Annotated in this window: 15 protein-coding genes; 2 read left to right on the forward strand and 13 right to left on the reverse strand. The window is 75.7% G+C overall.

What is annotated here, in order from left to right:
* Positions 1 to 6: 6 nt before the first annotated feature.
* The 11 genes from ACWEPF_RS18610 to ACWEPF_RS18660 all read right to left on the reverse strand — a co-directional run bounded on the left by ACWEPF_RS18610 (position 7) and on the right by ACWEPF_RS18660 (position 11,825).
* Positions 7 to 1,134: an LLM class flavin-dependent oxidoreductase gene (locus tag ACWEPF_RS18610; RefSeq protein WP_452173442.1), complete on the reverse strand. Its 1,128-nt coding sequence runs from the start codon at positions 1,132 to 1,134 to the stop codon at positions 7 to 9.
* A gap of 5 nt (positions 1,135 to 1,139) precedes the next feature.
* Positions 1,140 to 1,652 (reverse strand): flavin reductase family protein, encoded by a 513-nt coding sequence (locus ACWEPF_RS18615; protein WP_449797400.1) that lies wholly within the window; start codon positions 1,650 to 1,652, stop codon positions 1,140 to 1,142.
* Positions 1,649 to 2,425, reverse strand: coding sequence for an alpha/beta hydrolase (locus ACWEPF_RS18620; protein WP_452173443.1), 777 nt, complete (start codon positions 2,423 to 2,425; stop codon positions 1,649 to 1,651). The genes ACWEPF_RS18615 and ACWEPF_RS18620 overlap by 4 nt, the downstream gene beginning before the upstream one ends.
* A complete protein-coding gene (locus tag ACWEPF_RS18625) occupies positions 2,422 to 3,588 on the reverse strand; it encodes an LLM class flavin-dependent oxidoreductase (RefSeq protein ID WP_452173444.1) in 1,167 nt (388 codons plus the stop codon). The genes ACWEPF_RS18620 and ACWEPF_RS18625 overlap by 4 nt, the downstream gene beginning before the upstream one ends.
* Before the next feature lie 50 nt (positions 3,589 to 3,638).
* Entirely contained in the window at positions 3,639 to 4,802 is a 1,164-nt protein-coding gene (locus ACWEPF_RS18630; RefSeq protein ID WP_452173445.1) for an acyl-CoA dehydrogenase family protein, read from the reverse strand.
* Positions 4,803 to 4,826: 24 nt separating this feature from the next.
* On the reverse strand, positions 4,827 to 5,798 hold the full coding sequence (locus ACWEPF_RS18635) for an ABC transporter ATP-binding protein (RefSeq protein WP_452173446.1): 972 nt from the start codon (positions 5,796 to 5,798) through the stop codon (positions 4,827 to 4,829).
* Positions 5,795 to 7,705: a dipeptide/oligopeptide/nickel ABC transporter permease/ATP-binding protein gene (locus ACWEPF_RS18640; protein WP_452173447.1), complete on the reverse strand. Its 1,911-nt coding sequence runs from the start codon at positions 7,703 to 7,705 to the stop codon at positions 5,795 to 5,797. Before ACWEPF_RS18640 ends, ACWEPF_RS18635 begins: the two co-directional genes overlap by 4 nt.
* Complete coding sequence (locus tag ACWEPF_RS18645) at positions 7,702 to 8,730, reverse strand: ABC transporter permease (protein WP_345289140.1); 1,029 nt, start codon at positions 8,728 to 8,730, stop codon at positions 7,702 to 7,704. Before ACWEPF_RS18645 ends, ACWEPF_RS18640 begins: the two co-directional genes overlap by 4 nt.
* Entirely contained in the window at positions 8,727 to 10,283 is a 1,557-nt protein-coding gene (locus tag ACWEPF_RS18650; protein WP_452173448.1) for an ABC transporter substrate-binding protein, read from the reverse strand. The genes ACWEPF_RS18645 and ACWEPF_RS18650 overlap by 4 nt, the downstream gene beginning before the upstream one ends.
* Positions 10,284 to 10,689: 406 nt before the next feature.
* A complete protein-coding gene (locus ACWEPF_RS18655) occupies positions 10,690 to 11,409 on the reverse strand; it encodes a DsbA family protein (RefSeq protein ID WP_452173449.1) in 720 nt (239 codons plus the stop codon).
* Positions 11,406 to 11,825, reverse strand: a complete 420-nt coding sequence (locus ACWEPF_RS18660) for an RrF2 family transcriptional regulator (RefSeq protein WP_345289144.1) — start codon at positions 11,823 to 11,825, stop codon at positions 11,406 to 11,408. Before ACWEPF_RS18660 ends, ACWEPF_RS18655 begins: the two co-directional genes overlap by 4 nt.
* Before the next feature lie 228 nt (positions 11,826 to 12,053).
* Here ACWEPF_RS18660 and ACWEPF_RS18665 point away from each other — a divergent pair, with 228 nt between their 5' ends.
* Positions 12,054 to 12,599, forward strand: coding sequence for a cupin domain-containing protein (locus ACWEPF_RS18665; protein ID WP_452173450.1), 546 nt, complete (start codon positions 12,054 to 12,056; stop codon positions 12,597 to 12,599).
* A 126-nt stretch (positions 12,600 to 12,725) separates the two neighbouring features.
* Entirely contained in the window at positions 12,726 to 13,391 is a 666-nt protein-coding gene (locus tag ACWEPF_RS18670) for a hypothetical protein (RefSeq protein WP_452173451.1), read from the forward strand.
* A gap of 12 nt (positions 13,392 to 13,403) precedes the next feature.
* Here ACWEPF_RS18670 and ACWEPF_RS18675 read toward each other — a convergent pair whose 3' ends face one another.
* On the reverse strand, positions 13,404 to 14,210 hold the full coding sequence (locus ACWEPF_RS18675; RefSeq protein ID WP_452173452.1) for an arylamine N-acetyltransferase family protein: 807 nt from the start codon (positions 14,208 to 14,210) through the stop codon (positions 13,404 to 13,406).
* Positions 14,211 to 14,293: 83 nt separating this feature from the next.
* On the reverse strand, positions 14,294 to 16,078 hold the full coding sequence (locus ACWEPF_RS18680; RefSeq protein WP_452173453.1) for an alkaline phosphatase D family protein: 1,785 nt from the start codon (positions 16,076 to 16,078) through the stop codon (positions 14,294 to 14,296).
* Between the last annotated feature and the right edge of the window lie 12 nt (positions 16,079 to 16,090).

Consider the following 16,090-nt stretch of genomic DNA (forward strand, 5'->3'; position numbering starts at 1 on the left):
GCGCCCTCACGAGGGCTTCCACAGGCCACGGGCGGCCAGCAGCGGGAGCACGTTCTCACCGACCCAGTAGGCCTCCTCCAGGTGCGGGGCTCCGGAGAGCACGAACTCGTCGACGCCCAGCCGGTGGTACTCCTCGATCAGGTCGGCCACCTCGGCGTGGCTGCCCACCAGGGCGGTGCCCGCCCCGCCGCGCACCAGGCCGATCCCGGCCCAGAGGCCGGGCGAGACCTCCAGCCGCTCGGCCGAGCCGCCGTGCAGCAGCCGCATCCGCCGCTGGCCCTCGGATTCGCTGCGGGCCAGCGCCTCCTGGGTGGCGGCGATCCGGGCCGGGTCCATCCCGGCCAGCAGCCGCCGGGTCTCGGCCCAGGCGGCCTCGGAGTCGTCCCGGCTGATCACGTGCAGCCGGATGCCGAAGCGCGGGCTGCGCCCGTGCCGGGCGGCCGCCGCCCGGACCAGGGCGATCTTCTCGGCCACCATCGCGGGCGGCTCGCCCCAGGTGAGGTAGACGTCCGCGTGCCGGGCGGCCACCTCGACCGCCTCGGGGGAGGAGCCGCCGAAGTAGACCTCCGGCACCGGCTCGGGCAGGCGGGTCAGCTCCGCCCCCTCCACCCGCAGATGGGCGCCGTGGTGGTCCACCCGCTCGCCCCGCCAGAGCCGGCCGGTGATGTCGAGGAACTCACCCGTGCGGGCGTAGCGGCCCGCCTTGTCGAGGAAGTCCCCGTAGGCCCGCTGCTCGGCGGACTCGCCGCCGGTGACCACGTTGAGCAGCAGCCTGCCGCCGGACTGGTTCTGGTAGCTGGTGGCCATCTGGGCGGCCAGGGTCGGGCTGAGCTGGCCCGGGCGGAAGGCCACCAGGTACTTCAGCCGCTCGGTCACCTGGGTCAGCATCGCCGTGGTGAGCCAGGCGTCCTCGCACCAGGCCCCGGTCGGGGTGAGCGCCCCCGTGAAGCCCAACTGCTCGGCGGTGCGGGCGATCTGGCCGAGGTAGGCGATGCTCGGCGGCCGGTCCGTCCCCGCCGTGCCGGGGGTGGAGCCGTGGCCGCCGCCGACCACCTGGCGGCTGTCGCCGGTGGTCGGCAGGAACCAGTGCGCGGTCAGCGTCCCGGGGCTCGGGGGCCCGGAGGTCGGCGCCACCGGGGTCAGCCCCTCGGGTCGGCGGCGAACCCGCCGTAGCCGCCGTCGTGGTGGACCAGCGGCGCGCCGCCGTCGGTGTCGGCCGTCACCACCTCGCCGACCACCAGCAGGTGGTCGCCGACCGGGGTGATCTGCACCGTCCGGGCGGTTAGCCGGGCGGCGGCTCCGGGGAGCAGCGGGGTGCCGTGCGGGCCGGTGTGCCAGCCCGTCCCGGCGAAGCGGTCGATGCCGCTGCGGGCGAAGCGGGTCGCCAACTCCCGCTGCCCGTGCCGCAGGACGTGCACGGTGAAGGCCTCGGCGGCCCGGACGGCCGGTGCCGAGGAGGCGGTGGCGGAGACGTAGAAGGAGACCAGGGCCGGGTCCAGGCTGACCGAGGTGAAGGAGGTGGCGGTGAAGCCGGCCGGTCCGGCGGGGCCGGTGGCGGTGATCACGGTGACCCCGGAGGCGTACTGGCGGAGGGTGGAGCGCAGCAGGTCGGCCGGGGTCGCGGTGGCCGGGCGTTCGTCGGTGGTGGTCATGCCGGGGCTCCTTCGGTGCGCGCGGGCGTCACGGTGGTCAGCTGGGCGGGGAGGTGCGGGCCGCCGCGCAGGCGCTCCAGCCACTGCACCACGGCGGCCGCGACGCTGCGGTGCGGGGCGTCGTTCAGCGCGTCGTGGCGGCCGTCGGTGACCAGCACCAACTCGGCGCCGAGGCGCGCCGCGTGGCGGTGCGCGGTGGCGGGCGGCGAGACCGGGTCGGCCGCGCCGTGCAGCAGCAGGACGGGGACGGCGGGGGCGGCCCGGCCGGCGGCCTGGGTCAGGGCGGCCGGGACGGGCTCGGCGAGTGCGCCGGGGCGGTAGTCGGGGTCGGTGTCGAGCAGGCCGCGGTGGGCGGGGCAGGCCGTTCGGGCGGTCAACTCGTCATTCTGGGGGATGAGTTCCGTGGACGGAAGGCCGACGAGCAGCAGGCCGTCGGGTGCGGCGGCCTCGGCGGAGGCCAGGGCGTGCAGGGCACCGGTGTCCGAGCCGGCCAGCACGACCGGTGCGCCGTCCGGGAGTCGGGAGCGGGCCTCGGTGACCCACGCGGCCAGCTGCCCGGGGGCTTGCGGCAGCGCGGCGACTCGGTAGCCGTCGAAGGCCAGCCGTCGGCCGAACCGGCCGTACACGCCGGGGTGTTCGCCCCGGCCGGGGAGCAGCAGCACGGCGCCCCGGAGCGCCGCCCCGGCGGCCGGCTCCCAGACCACGGCCCCGGTGGGGACGGTGGCGGTGGTCGCGGTCGCGGTGGTGGCGGCAGTGGTGGTCGCGGTGCTCATCGGGCGGCCACCGCGTGCTCCGCGCGGGCCTCGGCCTCGGCCTGCGCCGCCGCCTCACGGGCCTTCAGGGCGTCCCGGCGGGCGACCTCCTGACGGACCAGCGGCAGCAGCTCGCGGCCGTAGTCGACCGCGTCGTCCAGCGGGTCGTAGCCGCGGATCAGCAGGGTGGTGGCGCCGATGTCCACGTAGTCCAGCAGGGCTTGGGCGACGGTCTCCGGGGTGCCGACCAGGGCGGTCGAGTTCCCGGCCGCGCCGGTGGCCGCGGCGGGTGCGGTCCACAGCGCCCGGTCGTGCCGGTCGCCCTTGGCGGCGGCGGCCAGCAGGCGCTGCGAGCCGACGTTCTGCGGGGTGGCGCCGGGGCCGACCGGGAGCACCTGGCGGCGGCCGCCGAAGACGTCGGCGCGCTCCTTGACGGTGGCCAGGATCCCCTCCGCCCGCTCCCAGGCCTCCTCCTCGGTGCGGCCCAGGATCGGCCGGAACGAGACGCTGATGCCCGGGACGTCGGTGCGCCCGGCCGCGACGGCGGCCGCGCGGACCGAGGCGATCTGCTGGGCGGTCTCGGCCAGCGGCTCGCCCCAGAGCGCGAAGGTGTCCGCGTGCTTGCCGCCGACCCGGTAGGCGGCCTCGGAGGAGCCGCCGAAGAACAGCGGGATACCTGACTGCCGGGCGGGCCGGACCTCGGACTTGAAGTCGGCGAAGCGGTAGTACGGGCCCTCGTGGTCGAAGGGCTCCTCCTCGGTCCAGGCGCGGGTGAGCACGGTCAGGTAGTCGTCGGTGCGGGCGTAGCGCTCGTCCTTGGAGAGGTAGTCACCGTCCCGGCGCTGCTCGGCGTCGTGGCCGCCGGTGATGATGTGCACGGCCACCCGGCCGCCGGAGAACTGGTCCAGGGTGGCGAAGGTGCGGGCGGCCACCGTCGGGGCGATGAAGCCGGGGCGGTGGGCGATCAGCAGGCCGAGCCGCTCGGTGTTCGCGGCGGCGTACGCGGCGACCTGGTTGGGGTCCGGGCTGGCGGAGGAGTGGGCGACCAGGATGCGGTCGAAGCCGGCCTCCTCGTGGGCCCGGGCGAACCGACGGGTGTAGTCCGGGTCGACCACCGGGCCGTGGGCCGGGCGGGTCTCCGAGACGTCGTGGGTGGAGATCATGCCGATGAACTCGACGGACATGGCGGACTGCCTTTCGGGGCGGTGGGGCGCTGGGGTGGTCGGAGGGGGCGTCAGAGGGAGGCAGGGAAGGGGCGGAGCAGGGCGGCCCGGCCCCGGGCGAGCAGGACGGTGTCGTCCTGCGGGGTGTGCACCCGGCTGCAGAGCACGTCGCGCAGGTGGCGCTGGAGCGGGTGACGGCGGGTCAGGCCGGGGTTGCCGGTGAGGGCGACGGCGCGCTGCACGGAGTCGACGGCGGCCCGGGTGGCGAGCAGCTTGGCGCCCGGGCCCTCCTCGGCGGCCTGCGGGTCGCCCAGGTCCACCGACTCGGCCAGGGCGGTCACCAGCCGCTCCGCTCCGGTGAGTTCGACCTCGATGGTGCCGAGTTCGGTCTGGAACCGGGGGAGGGTGGCGAGCGGGGCGCCGAGGGCGGTCGGGGTGCGCTCGTGCAGGAAGCCGGTGAGCCAGGACTGCGCGGCCCGGGCCACGCCCAGGTAGAGGGCGGCCAGGCCGAGCGAGTTCCAGGCGCCGCCGAGGGCGTCCCGGCCGCCCGCCGGGTCGGGGACGGTCAGCCGGGCGGTGTGGTCGAGCGGGACGCGCACCGCGTCGAACAGCAGGTCGTCGCTGCGGCTGGCCCGCAGCCCGAGGTGGTCCCAGGTCGGCTCGACGGTGATGCCGGGGCGGTCGGCCCGGACCAGGAAGGAGCCGACCCGGGGCTCGGCCTCCTCGGTGCGGGCCCAGACCAGCAGCCAGCGCAGTGCGGGGGCGCCGGTCGAGTAGATCTTGCGGCCGGTCAACTCCCAGGCGTCGCCCACCTGCCGGGCCACCGTGGCCGGCAGACCGCCGCGGACCGGGGTGCCGAGCTCGGGCTCCACCCGGACGTGGTTGACCAAGGTCGGGCGGACCGCGGACTCGGCCAGCAGTTCGGCCAACGGTTCGGTGGGCCAGTGCGGTTCGTGGGCCTCGGCGGCGTGCGTGAACAGGGTCATCGCGGTGACCAGGGCCACCGCCGGATCACCGGCCCCGAGTGCGTGCAGGATGCGGACGGTGTCGGCCAGGCCGCCGCCGGGCCCACCGTGGCGGGTGGCCACGGTGGCGGTCAACAGGCCTGCCTCGTGCGCGAGTTGGATCCCCTCGTACGGGAAGGAGGCGTCCTGGTCGTGCTCGGCGGCCCGGGTCGCCAGGGCGGCGGTGAGCTCGGGCAGCCGGTCGAGTTCGGGCGGGCGGAGTGCGGGCATGGGGGGCTCCGGGAGCGGGAGGGGTCAACGGGGAAGCCGGGTGCGCCAGTCGGGGGAGTGGTGGCAGGCGACGGAGTGGTCCTCGGCCACCGGCTGCGGTGCGGGGAGCTCGGCGCAGGCCCGGTCGGCGAACGGGCAGCGGTGGGCGAAGGTGCAGGCTCCGGGGCCGGTGATCCCCGGTCCGGGGCCGCGCAGCAGGGCCAGCGCGGCCCGCCGCGACGGGTCCAGGCTCGGCGAGGCGGCGCCCAGCAGGGCGGCGTACGGGTGCGCGGGCCGCTCCAACACCGCCTGGGCGGGGCCCTGTTCGACGATCCGGCCGCGGTAGAGCACGGCGATCCGGTCGGCGATCCCGGAGAGCGAGTCCAGGTCGTGCGAGATCACCACCACGGCCAGGTCCAGCTCGCGGCGGAGCCGGTCCAGCAGGCGCAGCACGTGGTTGCGGTTGGAGGCGTCCAGGGCGCTGACCGGCTCGTCCGCGAGAAGCAGCCGCGGCCGGCCGACGATCGCCCGGGCCACCGAGACCCGCTGCCGCTGTCCGCCGGACAGCCGGCCCGGCGTGCGGTCGGCCAACGCGGCGTCCAGGCCGACCAGTTCGAGCGCCTCACGGACCCGGCCGTCCCGTTCGGTCCGCGGCACGCCGGCCACCGCGAGCGGTTCGCCCACCAGCCGGGCCACCGTCAGGTCCGGGTCCAGCGAGCGCAGCGGGTCCTGGAACAGGTACTGCACCGCGCCGGAGCGGCGGACCGCCCGCAGCTCGCGGCCGCGCAGCGCGCCGAGCTCGCGGCCGTCCACGGTGATCCGCCCGGCGGTGACCGGGGCCAGGCCCACCACCGCCTTGGCGAGGGTGGTCTTGCCGGAGCCGGTTTCGCCGATCAGCCCGAGCACCTCGCCCGCGTGCGCCTCCAGGTCCACCCCGGCGAGAACCTGGGTGCGGCCGTAGCCGACCGAGAGGCCGCTGATCCGCAGGGCGGGAGCGGTCCGGGCGGCGGTGCTCATACGGTGGCCTCCGTTCGAAGTCCCTTTTCCTGCTGGGTGGTTGACGTCCCGCCGAGGGCGAGGTCGGCGGCCCGGACGCAGCGCACCCGCCGGTCGGCGCCGGCCGGGGCGAGGGCGACGTCCGCCGCTGTGCAGGCCGCGGTGGCGTACGCGCAGCGGGCGGCGAAGCGGCAGCCGGGGCCGCCGGCGCCGGGCTCGGGCGGGCGGCCCGGGATGACCGCCAGTTTGCGCCGGTCGCGGCGGCCGAGCGAGGCGACCCGCAGCAGCGCCTCGGTGTACGGGTGGGCGGGTGCGGCGACCACCTCGGCGGTGGGGCCCTCCTCGACGATCTCCCCGGCGTAGAACACCAGGATCCGGTCGCAGACCTCGGCCACCACCGCCAGGTCGTGGCTGACCAGCAGCAGGGCCAGCCCGCGCTCCCGGCGCAGCCGGTCGAGCAGGTCCAGCACCTCGGCCTGGACCACCGTGTCCAGTGCGGTGGTCGCCTCGTCGGCCACCAGCAGGCCCGGGTCCTCGGCGACCGCGACGGCGATCAGGACGCGCTGCAGCATGCCGCCGGAGAGCTCGTGCGGGTAGCTGTCGTGGACGGTCTGCGGATCGCGCAGGCCGACCGCCGCGAACAGCTCCACCGCCCGGCGGCGGGCCTCCGCCCGGCTCAGGCCGAGCCGGGTGCGCAGCGGCTCGCCGAGCTGGCGGCCCACGGTGAGCGCGGGGTTGAGGTAGGAGCCCGGGTCCTGGAAGACCGCGCCCAGGCGGTCGCCGCGCAGCCGCTGCCACTGACGGTCGGTCAGGCCGGTCAGTTCGACCGCCGGGGAGCCGCCGTCGGGGGAGGGGCCGAGGGCGATCCGTCCGGCCGCGACCTCCACCCCGGGGGCGAGCAGGCCGAGCACCGAGCGGCAGGTCAGGGTTTTCCCGCTGCCGGACTCGCCGACCAGGCCGACGGCCTCGCCGGGGCGGACGGTGAAGGAGACGTCCCGGACGGCCTCGGTGCGGCCGTGCCCCACCGTGACGTGCAGGCCCTCGACGCGCAGCGCTTCGCCTACCGGCGGAGCGTCAACCGTACTGCGCACCACGGGAGTCGGCCGCCGACGGGAGGGCTTCGGCCCGGTGTGGTCGGTGTCGGCCAGCACGTCGGCGAGCAGGTTGAGCGCCCCGATGGTGAGCACGATCAGGGTGGCCGGCACGGCCGGGGCCCAGGGCTGCTGGGCCAGGTAGCCGAGGTCACCGGCCAGCATGCCGCCCCAGGTCGGGGCGGGTGGCTGGACACCGATGCCGAGGAAGGTCAGCGAGGAGACCGCCAGCAGGCTGGTGGCCAGCGCGTGCGCGGTGGTCACGGCCACCGTCGGCAGGACCTTGCGCCAGGTGTGCACCCGCAGGATCCAGGCCCGGGAGGCGCCCATCAGTTCGGCCGCGGCCACGTACTGGGCGCGGTCCAGGCCGAGCGCGGCGGCGCGCACCACCCGGAAGAACAGCGGGGAGAGCAGCACGCCGAGCGCGACCATCGCCTGGTGCAGGCCGTTGCCGAGCAGGCCGACGGCGGCGATCGCGAACAGCGTGAACGGCAGGGTCATCAGCGAGTCCACCGCCCGCAGCGCCAGCCACGTCCCGGCGGTGCCGAAGCGAACCGAGAGCAGCCCGGGCACCACCCCGAGCAGGGCGGCCACCGCGACCGCCTCGACGGCGGCCAGCACCGAGAGCCCGGTGCCGGCCAGCAGCCGGCTGAGCACGTCCCGGCCGAGGTAGTCGGTGCCCAGCAGGTGGCCGGCTCCGGGGCCGCGCAGGGCGGCGGCGGTGTCCTGGGCCAGCGGGTCGTGCGGGGCGAGCGTCCCGCCGAACAGTGCCAGCAGCAGGACGGCGGCCAGTACCGCCAGTGCCGCGCGGGCGACCGGCACCCGCAGCGTGCTCACCGGGCACCCCCGCCGGCGGGGCGGCGGGCCGCCGGGTTGAGCACGTACAGCAGGGCGTCCACCGTGAGGTTGGCGACCAGCACCACCGCGACGGTGACCAGCAGGGTGCCCTGGATCACCGGCACGTCGTGCTGTTCGGCCGCCCGGAGCGAGAGTTGGGCGATCCCGGGCAGGTTGAAGATCCGCTCGGTGACCACCGCGCCGCCGATCAGCACCGGCACGCTCATGCCCAGCACGGTGACGGCGGGCCCGGCCGCGTTGCGCAGCGCGTGTCCGAGCAGCACCCGGCGGCCGGACAGGCCGCGCATCACCGCGCCGGTGGCGTAGTTGCGGCGCAGCTCGGCCACCAGCGAGGTGCGCAGCTGGCGGGCGATCCCGGCGGCCGCGTCCAGGCTGAGGGCCAGCGCGGGCAGGACGGCGAACCGCAGCCACTCGCCCGGGTCCTGACCGAACGGCACGTAGCCGCCCGAGGGGAGCAGCCGCAGCTGGACGGCGACCAGGGTGATGAGCCCGATCGCGACCACGAAGGCGGGCAGGGTGCCCAGCAGGGTGCAGACGGCGGTGACCGCCCGGTCCACCCGGCCGCCGTGGTCCAGTGCCGCCGCGATCCCGGCCGCGCCGCCCAGCAGCACGGCCAGCAGCAGGGCCAGCCCGGCGATCGAGAGGTCCACCGGCAGCGCGGTGGCGATCGAGTCGGCCACCGGCACGGTGGTGAACCAGGAGACCCCGAGGTCCCCGCCGAGCGCGTGCAGCAGCCAACTGCCGTACTGCACCGGCAGCGGACGGTCCAGGCCGAAGGCGTGGTCCAGCCGGGCGATGTCGGCCGGGGTGGCGGTCTCGCCGAGCACGGCGGCGGCCGGGTTGGCGTCGGAGACCGCGCCGAGGCCGAAGGTGAGCAGCGAGGAGATCAGGAAGACGGTGGCGGTGCCCGCCAGCACCCGCCCGAGCGGACGCGGTGCCCGGGCCGCCCGGCGGAGCAGGGGCGGTGCCCAACCCGCCTTCCGTGGAAGGACGGTGGTGCTCATGACGCGGTCACCCCCTCGAAGCGTTGGACCACGGTGAAGGACGGGATCGGCGAGACCGACTTCCGCCGGGCCAGCAGGCGCGGGACGCTGTAGAGGAAGGTGTTGGGCATGGTCCGGACGGCCAGCGCGGTGGCGGCCTGCAGCACCTTCGGGTACTCGGGGGAGTCCAGCGGGGTGCGCGAGACCAGCTCGACCGCCGCCGTCAGCTCAGGCGGGGTGCGCCGCCCCGGGTTCATCAACCCCTGCTCGCCGAACAGCACCTGGAAGGCCTGGGCGGCCGAGTCGCGGCCCGCGAACTGGTCGCTGGCCAGTGCCTTGGAGTGCTGGATGTACATGATCTGGGTGGCCTGGGCGGCCGGGATCACGTCGATCGAGGCCCGGATGCCGACCTCCTTGAGCTGGGCCTGGAGCTGCTCGGGCAGGCCCTGCGCGACGGTGGTGGTCAGCGCCAGGTCGACCCCGTTCGGGAAGCCGGCCTCGGCCAGCAGGGTGCGGGCCCTGGCCGGGTCGTACCTGAAGGCGTCCGCGAGCGCGGGGTCGTGGCCGACGTAACCCTTCGGGAAGGGCTGGTAGTTGACCTCGCCGTGACCGAACAGCTGGGTCTTCACCAGGGCCTCGCGGTCGATCGCGTACTTGAGCGCCTCGACCACCTTGGGGTTGTCGAACGGTGCCTTCTCGACGTTGACGTCCAGCACCGCGACCACCAGCGACGGGATCTCCTGCACCTCCAGTCCGGCCGCCTTGGCGGCGGCCACCTGGCTGCCCGGGATCTGCGCCACGTCGAACTGCCCGGACTGCAGCCCGGCGACCACGGTGGTCGCGTCGGGCAGCGGGTGCAGCTCGAAGTTCTCCAGCCGGATCGCGGCGGCGTCCCAGTAGGACGGGTTGCGCCTGAGCACCGCCTTGGCGTTCTGGGTGTACGAGACCAGGGCGAACGGGCCGGAGCCGGCCGGCTTGGTGGCCAGCGCGGCGGCGTCCGCCTCGAAGGCGGCCGGGTTGACCACCATGCCGGTCTTGCCGGCCAGCAGGTTGGGGATCTGGTAGTCGGGCTTGGCGAGTTGGAGCACCACGGTCTGCGGATCGGGGGCGGTGATCTCCTTGACGCTCGCCAACTGCGGGGCCACCAGCGACTTCGGGGCGGTCCGGCCGCGGTCCAGGCTCTTCTTCACGGCGGTGGCGTCCAGCGGGGCGCCGTCCGAGAAGGTCAGGCCGGGGCGGAGCTTGAAGGTCACCGCGCCGCCGTCCGGGCTGTACGACCAGGAGGCGGCGAGCGCGGGTACGGCGTCGCCCTTCTCGTCCAGCTTGGTCAGACCCGCGTACACCAGCGACAGCCCGTGCACGTCCCAGCCGGCCGAGGAGAACACCGGGTCCCACGAAGTCGGCAGCGCCCAGCCCCACTTGAGGGTGCCGCCCGCCGCGCCACCGCCGCTGCCGGCCCCGGCCCGCCCGGCGTCGCCGCAGGCGGCGAGGGCCAGCGAGGCGCCGAGGCCGAGGCCCAGGCCGAGCAGGGAGCGTCTGCCGAGCAGCGGGCGGGGGGCGGAGGGGCTGGTCATGACGGATCGTCACCTTTCGTGGTGGGCACGGGGGGAGGGGCGCGTCGGGACACGGCGCGGCGGGGCGCGGTGGACGCGGTGAAGGGGGTGAAGGAGGCGTACCGAAGGGGGTGCGGCGGAGGTGTGACGGGGCGGAGCGCGAGGGCGCTACGGGCGGGGCCCGGTCAACAACAGGGCCCGGCGGGCGGCTGGGGAAGCCGCGGCTGCATCGGGTTCATGGCCTCATCCTGGCCAGCCGCGCGACGCGCTGTCAATGGACACCAAAAGGTGTCTGATTACTCCCAGGCTGCTGCAACGCCCCCTCAACACGCCGTTCACAGAGGGACGTTGAGTCGACCACGGAGGGTCGGGGCCCCGCCGCCGCCGGACGGCGGAGCGCTGCGCCGGACCACGGGAACGTGACGTCTCAGTGTCGCGCGGCGACCTCGGCCAGGGCCGTGCGGTACTCCTCGGCCGGGCGCCAGCCCGGCACCACCCGGCGCCCGGCGGGGCCGCTGAACACCAGGGTGGGCAGCGCGTAGCGGTGGCCGTCCTCGGTCTCCTTGGCCCCGCCCGGGTGCGGGCCCGTGCCGCGCAGCCCGATCACCTCGGGGGCGGGCCGCCGCGCCTCGGCGCGGTCCCGGGCCACCCGGGCCCGTACCCGCGGCCCGGCGGCCTCGGCCAGCAGTCGGGCCAGGTCCAGCCCCGGTGCCCCGGCCAGTGCGGCGGCCACCCGCCGCTCGCTGTCGGCCGGTTCGCCCCGGAGGAAGGCGCTCTCCCGCAGCCGCCGCAGCACCTCCTCGGCCACCGCCGGCCCCTGGGCCTCCGCCGCGGCCGCCGCCAGTGCGGACGGCCAGCTGCTCGCCGCCACCCACCGCAGTTCGGCGGCGTGCGGGGCGCCGGTGTGCCCGGCGACCTCGGCCACGTAGCGGCTGAACCAGGCCGCCTCGGCCGCCGGATCGGGCGCCGGCTCCTCGTCCTCGTCGAAGAGGATCGCGAACACCCGCCGGTGCTCCACCGCCCCGCCCCACTCCCGCCGCAGCTCCCGCAGCCGGGGCTCGGCGCCCCAGGACCACGGGCACATCGGATCGGTGAACTCGGCGACCTCCACCGAGCCCGGCGGAGGCGGCGGCGGGGGCGGCGTCATACCGGCGTCACCTGTCGGGCCCGGTCGACCAGGTGGGCCACCGTGGTGCCGGTCAGGATCTCCACGGCGCGGTCCTCCACACTGCGCCAGACGGCGGGCAGCCCGTGGGCCGGGCCCGGGTAGTCCAGGCCCGCCAGCGGCTCCCCGCGCAGGGTGATCACCTCGCCGTCCACCGCGCGCACCACGTCGAGCAGGCTGATCCGGTCGGCGGCCCGGGCCAGCCAGTAGCCGCCCTCGCAGCCGCGCTGGCTGCGCACCAGACCGGCCCGGCGCAGCTCGCCCACCACGGACTTGAGGAAGCGGAACGGGATGCCCTGGGCGTCGGCTATGGCCTCGCAGGTGAGCGGGCGGGACGTGTCGCAGGCGAGCTCGACCAGAGCGCGCGCGGCGTAGTCCGCCTTGGCGGAGATATGCATGGGGCGAGTATCCCCCGGCCGGGTGGATGCTCAAGTCCCTTGTCAGGTGCGGGGTGTGGCGGCGGGCCGGAAAGGACACCTCTTGACATCCTTTCGCCGGCGGGCCTAGCGTCCGAACCCGGCCGGGCTTCTCCGCCGGGCGCCGCACACCGCGCGCCCCGGGCCCGTCGCCGCTGCCTGCCGCGTGCCCGCGTGCCCTGGTCCACCGCCCCGTCCCGAGGAGCTGCCATGTCCACCGCCCACCTGCCGGACCGTCAGAGCCAGGCCGCCGGGCCGACGACCGTGGCCGGCACCGGCTTCCACCCGCACCTGCACGAGGGTGAGCCGGCCCCGGCCGGCGGGCTGCGCGCCCGGCTGCACCACGTGAAGGCCGGGGAGCTGGACGGCGACACCGCGCAGACCGGCGGCATGCGGCGGTTCGCGGCGGTCAGCGGGAGGACGGTCGGCTCGGAGAAGCTCTGGATGGGGCAGACCCACGTCGCCCCGTCCACCTCCTCCTCCGACCACCACCACGGCGACTCGGAGACCGCGATCCACGTGGTCAGCGGCCACCCCGAGTTCGTCTTCGTCGACGACTCCTCCGGCACCCCGGAGGAGATCCGGCTGCGCACCGGCCCGGGCGACTACATCTTCGTCCCGCCGTTCGTCCCGCACCGCGAGGAGAACCCGGACCCGACCGAGGAGGCCGTGGTGGTGATCGCCCGCAGCACCCAGGAGGCCATCGTGGTCAACCTGCCGGGCCTGTACGCCCTCGGCGCCGAGCCACAGGACTAGGGGCTGTCTCCCCCGCGCGGGGGAAGGCCGGGCCGTCCTCGGGGGCGACGTGCCGAGGGGGCCGGGCGCGGGATCGTCGTGGTGGCGCACAGGGGGTGCGCCGCCGCGAGGAGATGAGGGACCGTCATGCGCAAGGTACTTCCGGTGATCGCCCTGGCCGCCTGCGTGCTGGCCACCGTCGCGCCGGTGGCGACGGCCGCACCGGTGGCGACGGCCGTACCGCACGGCGCCGGGTGGGCCTCGGCCTTCGAGCCGGTGGCCGGGGCGCACGCCGCCGGTCCGCTGCGGCTGCTGGGCCGTGCCCGGCTGGACGTGCACGGGCCGGTGGCCACCCAGCCGGATCGGGTGGACCTGGCGATCGACGCCCGCGCGGTACGGCGGCCCGGCGGTGGCGGGGGGCCGGTCCGGGCCGAGGGCCGGGTCGTCATGAAGCACACCTTCCTGAACGCGGACGGCGGCTTCGAGGGGTCCGTCGAGTTCACCGCCGCGGTCGACTGCCTGACCCTGGCGGGCCCGGCCGACGCGGCTTTCCCGGTGCTCACCGGGCGGGTGGAGAAGACCGTCTTCACCTTCCCGCCCGGGCAGCCCGCGCAGCCGGCCCGCCCGGACTGGCACCCGGAGACCTCCTTCGCCTTCCGCACCGACGCCGACGGCCACCCGAGGGTGGCCTGGGCCCTCCCGCCCTACGACGACCCGGCGGCGCCGCCGAAGGCGTTCCGCTGCGAGGCGCCCGGGCCGGCTGCCGGACCGGAGTTCTACAGGCTCGGCGGTGACTTCGCGTTGCGGCGCTGACCGTCGGTCAGGTCAGGGCGCCGGGTGGAGGACCTTCGGCAGGTGGGGGAGGGTGAAGCCGAAGCGCTCCTCGTACGCGGCCAGGGTCTCCGCCTCGGTCAGCTCCTCGACGGTGCGGGTGCCGTCCGCCGTGGTGCGGATCAGCCGGGTGCCGCTGAGGCTCAGCCGGCCGTCCGCGAGCTGGCGGGAGCAGACCGTCGAGCGGGTGAAGTGCGAGCCCGGCGAGGTGGTGTGCCACCAGCAGGTGGGGACGAAGTCGGCCAGCTCGCGGGGGCGGAGCTCCAGCCGGTACTGGGCCTCGCCGTCCTGGGAGACCACCAGGTCCTCGCCGTCCGGGCGGACGGTGAAGCTCCCCGAGGGGTCCTGCTGAGCACCCGTCAGGTCCAGCCGCAGCGGCTCGCGGGCGAAGCTGCCGAAGCCGACGTCGGCCAGCCAGGGCCCGTCCAGGTCCACCCGCAGGGCGAGGTGGTCGAACGGGATGCCGAGCCGGTCGGGTGCGGCGTACACCCGGGCGGCCAGCAGGGTCACCCGGAAGCCCAGGGCGCGGAGCAACTCGGCGAACAGGCCGTTGAGTTCGTAGCAGAAGCCGCCGCGCCGCCGCTCCACCACCTTGGCCAGCAGGGCGGCGGGCTCCAGCACCACGGGCTCGCCGAGGTGGATGGAGAGGTTCTCGAAGGGGACCGCGAGCAGGTGGGCGCGGTGCAGCGCGGCCAGCGCCGCGTGGTCCGGCCGGTCCGGGCGGGTGGCGCCGATCCGGGCCAGGTAGGCGTCCACCTGGGCGGGCGTGAGGGCGGTAGGGGTCTGTTCCACCCGGCCCATTCCACTCCGCCGCCCGGCCCGGCGCAAGATCGCCGAGGGGCGGCGGCTGACGACGGGTCAGCCGCCGCCCCTCGGGTGCGCGGTCAGCGCGGGGACTTGGCCCGCTCGACCTGCTGGGTGCCGGAGCGGGTCCGGTAGCCGCGGGCCCAGCGGCTGGTGGCGTCCTTCTTGGTGCGGTCGGAGAGCACGTAGTAGTCCATCTGGACCGCCTCCGGCGTGACGTCCAGGACGCCGTAGCCGTGCGAGTCGAGGTCCACCCACTTGACGTGCGGGTTGGCCGCCTGGATCGCGGCGGCGGCGACCAGCGAGACGGTCTGCGGGGCGACCTTGAGGAAGTCGTCGATGTTGTCCGAGGTGACCGAGGTGACGGTGAACTCGGTGGCCGCGCTGCCCGAGAACGGGTAGGTGGCCGCCTCGTGCGGCACGTCGGAGGCCCAGGCCGAGTGGATGTCGCCGGTCAGGAAGACCGTGTTGCGGATGCCCCGGTCCTTCAGGTGGCCGAGCAGCTCGCGCCGGTCGTGGGTGTAGCCGTCCCACTGGTCCGGGTTGACGGCCAGGCCCTCGGCGGGCAGGCCGAGCAGCTGGGCCAGCGGGCGCAGCAGGTAGCCGGGCAGCGAGAGGAAGGCGACCGGCGAGATCATCACCGAGTTGCCGACCAGCCGCCAGGTGGTGTCCGAGGCGGAGAGGCCGGCCTTCAGCCAGTCCAGCTGGGCCCGGCCGGTGATGGTGCGGTCCGGGCTGTCCACCCCGGAGGTGGCCGCCTTGGCCTGCTCGGAGCGGAAGGACCGCAGGTCCAGCAGCGAGAGGTCGGCCAGCTTGCCGTAGCGCAGCCGGCGGTAGGTGGTGCCGGCGATCGAGGGGCGGACGGGCATCCACTCGAAGTAGGCCTGCTTGGCCGCCGCGACCCGGTCGGCCCAGCTGCCCTCGGTGCCCGGGGTGTGGTTCTCGGCACCGCCGGACCAGGCGTCGTTGGCCACCTCGTGGTCGTCCCAGATGGCGATGGTGGGGACGGTGGCGTGCAGCGCCTGGAGGTCCGGGTCGGTCTTGTAACGGCCGTGCCGGGTGCGGTAGTCGGAGAGGTTCAGGATCTCGTGGGCGGGCGCGTGCGGGCGCACCACGCTGCCCCGGGCGGCGAACTGGCCGGTGCCGTACTCGTAGATGTAGTCGCCGAGGAAGAGGAAGGCGTCCAGGTCGCCGCGGGCCGCCAGGTGGCGGTAGGCGGAGAAGTAGCCGGCCTCCCAGTTGGCGCAGCTGGCCACGCCGAAGCGCAGGTGCGCGGTGGCGGCGTCGGTGGCCGGGGTGGTGGCGGTGCGGCCGACCGGGGAGGTGACGCCTTCGGCGGTGAAGCGGAACCAGTAGCGGGTCGCCGGGCGCAGGCCGCGCACGTCCACCTTGATCGTGTGGTCGGTGGCGGCGGTGGTGGTGACGGTGCCGGAGGCGGCCACGGCGGTGAAGCCCTGGTCCTCCGCGAGCTGCCAACTCACCTGGGTGTCAGGCCCCTTGAGCGAGCCGGGCAGGGCCTCGGGGATCGGGGTGACGCGGGTCCAGAGCAGCACGCCGTCCGGCAGCGGGTCGCCGGAGGCGACGCCGTGCAGGAACTGCGGCGCGGAGGCGGCGGTGGCCGTGGTGGCCGCGGCCAGCGGGAGGGCGGCGGCGCCGGCGGTCAGCGCGGCGGCCTGGAGGACCCGGCGGCGACGCGGCCGGGCGGAGGACAGGGCATCTGTGGGCTCAGTCACGTCCGACAAGGCTACTGAGCGGTAAGTACTTGTCCAGGGGTCGCGCTGACTGTTCGTCGGCCCTTCACCGGAGCGTGGGGCGGACCGGTCCGTCGGTGGCGTGGGCGATGATGGAGCGTTAGTCCCGAACATCCGAGGTGAGGA

Source organism: Kitasatospora sp. NPDC004289, assembly GCF_053602875.1.

Bases quoted from the DNA above. Each gene is read 5' to 3' on its own strand.
- ACWEPF_RS18615 (WP_449797400.1), bottom strand. From the start codon at position 1,652: ATGACCACCACCGACGAACGCCCGGCCACCGCGACCCCGGCCGACCTG.
- ACWEPF_RS18620 (WP_452173443.1), bottom strand. From the start codon at position 2,425: ATGAGCACCGCGACCACCACTGCCGCCACCACCGCGACCGCGACCACC.
- ACWEPF_RS18625 (WP_452173444.1), bottom strand. From the start codon at position 3,588: ATGTCCGTCGAGTTCATCGGCATGATCTCCACCCACGACGTCTCGGAG.
- ACWEPF_RS18630 (WP_452173445.1), bottom strand. From the start codon at position 4,802: ATGCCCGCACTCCGCCCGCCCGAACTCGACCGGCTGCCCGAGCTCACC.
- ACWEPF_RS18635 (WP_452173446.1), bottom strand. From the start codon at position 5,798: ATGAGCACCGCCGCCCGGACCGCTCCCGCCCTGCGGATCAGCGGCCTC.
- ACWEPF_RS18645 (WP_345289140.1), bottom strand. From the start codon at position 8,730: ATGAGCACCACCGTCCTTCCACGGAAGGCGGGTTGGGCACCGCCCCTG.
- ACWEPF_RS18650 (WP_452173448.1), bottom strand. From the start codon at position 10,283: ATGACCAGCCCCTCCGCCCCCCGCCCGCTGCTCGGCAGACGCTCCCTG.
- ACWEPF_RS18655 (WP_452173449.1), bottom strand. From the start codon at position 11,409: ATGACGCCGCCCCCGCCGCCGCCTCCGCCGGGCTCGGTGGAGGTCGCC.
- ACWEPF_RS18660 (WP_345289144.1), bottom strand. From the start codon at position 11,825: ATGCATATCTCCGCCAAGGCGGACTACGCCGCGCGCGCTCTGGTCGAG.
- ACWEPF_RS18665 (WP_452173450.1), top strand. From the start codon at position 12,054: ATGTCCACCGCCCACCTGCCGGACCGTCAGAGCCAGGCCGCCGGGCCG.
- ACWEPF_RS18670 (WP_452173451.1), top strand. From the start codon at position 12,726: ATGCGCAAGGTACTTCCGGTGATCGCCCTGGCCGCCTGCGTGCTGGCC.
- ACWEPF_RS18675 (WP_452173452.1), bottom strand. From the start codon at position 14,210: ATGGGCCGGGTGGAACAGACCCCTACCGCCCTCACGCCCGCCCAGGTG.
- ACWEPF_RS18680 (WP_452173453.1), bottom strand. From the start codon at position 16,078: ATGTTCGGGACTAACGCTCCATCATCGCCCACGCCACCGACGGACCGG.